Here is a 1,033-nt window from a genome sequence, read left to right as displayed (position 1 = left end):
AATAGGATCTTTCAATAAAGTTATAAGCGAGTTTAGTAGAATTAGTTGGAAAGCTATACCGTAGAGTGTGATAGTCACGTAGACGAAAAACTCAAATATAGCGAGAGAGACACCTGAGTAACCCGGGACACGTGTAATCCTGGGCGAATTAGCGGGGCCCATCCCGTAAGGCTAAATATACCCGAGAGACCGATAGTGTACAAGTACCGTGAGGGAAAGGTGAAAAGAACCTCGAACAGAGGAGTGCAATAGATCCTGAACCCGTCTGCTTACAAGCGGTAGGAGCACCTTTGAGGTGTGACTGCGTGCCTTTTGCATAATGAACCTACGAGTTACCTTCTCTGGCAAGGCTAAGTAACGTTAAGTTACGTACCCGGAGCGAAAGCGAGTCTGAATAGGGCGTATAGTCAGAGGGGGTAGACGCGAAACCAAGTGATCTACCCTTGGCCAGGTTGAAGGTTAGGTAACACTAACTGGAGGACCGAACTGTTAAGCGTTGAAAAGCTTTCGGATGAGCTGAGGGTAGGGGTGAAAGGCTAATCAAACTTGGAGATAGCTCGTACTCCCCGAAATGCATTTAGGTGCAGCCTTAGGAGTTTCTTGTAAGAGGTAGAGCGACTGATTGGATGCGAGGCTTTCACCGGCTATCAAGTCCAGACAAACTCCGAATGCTTACAATTTATATCCTGGGAGTGAGGGCATGGGTGCTAAGGTCCATGTCCGAGAGGAGAAGAATCCGGACCATCGGCTAAGGTCCCTAAATCACTGCTAAGTTGGACAAACGCGGTCAAGATGCGAAGACAGCTAGGATGTTGGCTTGGAAGCAGCCATTCATTTAAAGAGTGCGTAACAGCTCACTAGTCGAGGATTTTGGCATGGATAATAATCGGGCATAAGCAGTGTACCGAAGCTGTGGGATGTATATACATCGGTAGGGGAGCATTCTTATTGGGGTTGAAGGTGTCAGGACGACTGGTGCTGGACCTATAAGAAAAGCAAATGTAGGTATAAGTAACGATAAAGGGGGTTAGAA

Annotated in this window: 1 rRNA gene; it reads left to right on the top strand. The window is 47.2% G+C overall.

Going from position 1 to position 1,033, the window contains the following annotated elements:
- A 23S ribosomal RNA gene (locus B5D06_RS08810) occupies positions 1 to 1,033 on the top strand; the annotation flags it as partial.

This window comes from Porphyromonas circumdentaria (assembly GCF_900167105.1).
Taxonomy (GTDB): Bacteria; Bacteroidota; Bacteroidia; order Bacteroidales; family Porphyromonadaceae; genus Porphyromonas; species Porphyromonas circumdentaria.
Note: the sequence above shows the minus strand (reverse complement) of the source record. Positions and strands in the feature narration are given on the sequence as shown.